The organism is Peribacillus sp. YIM B13482, assembly GCF_042787975.1.
Classification (GTDB): Bacteria; Bacillota; Bacilli; order Bacillales; family DSM-1321; genus Peribacillus; species Peribacillus simplex_A.
Genome location: NZ_JBHZPF010000140.1, coordinates 1 through 1,392 on the forward strand (window position 1 = coordinate 1; position 1,392 = coordinate 1,392).

Annotated in this window: 1 protein-coding gene; it reads right to left on the reverse strand. The window is 38.1% G+C overall.

Translation table 11 applies throughout. From position 1 onward, the window contains the following. Positions 1-1,288, reverse strand: a 1,288-nt coding sequence (locus ACFX4L_RS25345; protein WP_377406673.1) for an IS1182 family transposase, incomplete at its 3' end; no start/stop codon positions are given. Positions 1,289-1,392: the final 104 nt, after the last annotated feature.

Genomic DNA, 1,392 nt, shown 5'->3' on the forward strand with positions numbered 1-1,392 from the left:
CTTTAAAATATTCACTCTCCTGGAATGTAGCCTGTTCTATATGTTCATTGGATTTAATACTGACAGAATAGGTCTTGCTTTTCGCTCCTTCTTTATAACAGCCCTCTTTAAAGGGACAAATCTTACACTTTTCTACGTCGAAGTAATAGGTATCTGTTTGATTCGTCCCTACATCTTTTTTGCCCTGGCGAGCTTTCCTGATAGCCAAATGCCCAGCCTTACAAACGTACATTCCTGCATCCTTGTTAAATTGAAATTCCTCTTCCTTCTTCCGGAATCCCTGTGTAACTGAAGGATTCAATTTTGCGACTAGTTTAATGTTATTTTCTTCACTGTATTCAATATTTCCCTTCTCTGAGTAAGCTGCATCCCCAATCACGGTCTCAATCTCCATACCAGCTGCCGTGCTCTTTTCAACTAATGCCTTTAATTCTTTACCGTCCGTTTTTTCACCTGTAGTGATAGTCGCAGCTGTAATGATTCGCTCCTCACTCATCGCAATATGTGTTTTGTATCCAAAGAAAGAAGAGTCAGCGCTCTTGTGGCCAATCTTGGCATCTTGGTCTTTGGAGATCCTTAACTGTTCAATATCATCGGATACCGTTTCCTTTAATAGATTTAACTGCTCTTTTACCTTTGGATATTGGGTGATACGCTCTTCTGTTTCCACTACCTCGATGAGCTTCTGGCTATAAGCAATTTCATCCTGCAATACATCAGTAGTGGTTTTGGCCGGGAATTTATTTTTCATCTCTTCATCTATCGAATAGATTACTTTTCTTAATTTTTTAGATTGGTCCATCAATATTTCCTTTGGAGTCTTATGATTGTATCTGGCTTTCGTGTGGGTGGCATCCACAATAATCGTTTTGTTTTTAATGATTTCCTTTTCAATCGCAATCTCAACGGTTTTATGAATGAGCATATCCAAAAGGTTTATGTCTTTTAAACGGAGCTTTCGAAATTTCGTTAAGGAGCTAGGGTCGATAACTGGATCTTCTGGAGCCATGTCGAGGAAATATTTAAAGGACATATCATACCTGGAACGCTCAACTATATCCACATCTGATAGGTTATGAATGGTCTTGAGCAGCAAATATTTAAACATACGTATTGGATCGACAGCATTCCTGCCGTTATGAAGACAGTAGTTGTCCCTCAATTCTTCATACACAAAAGAAAAGTCAATAAGTTCATTGATCTTGCGTAACATGTTATCCTTTGGAACCACTACATCATAAATGGCCATATACGAACTAAAAACCATAGACGTTTGTTTTTGAATCATCGTACTCCCCCACATAAATTTATTACCTTTGATTATAAAACAAAAAAAGGTAGATTTCCTCAGAATAAACTGAGAAAAACTACCTCTATTGGCCCGAAGGGACT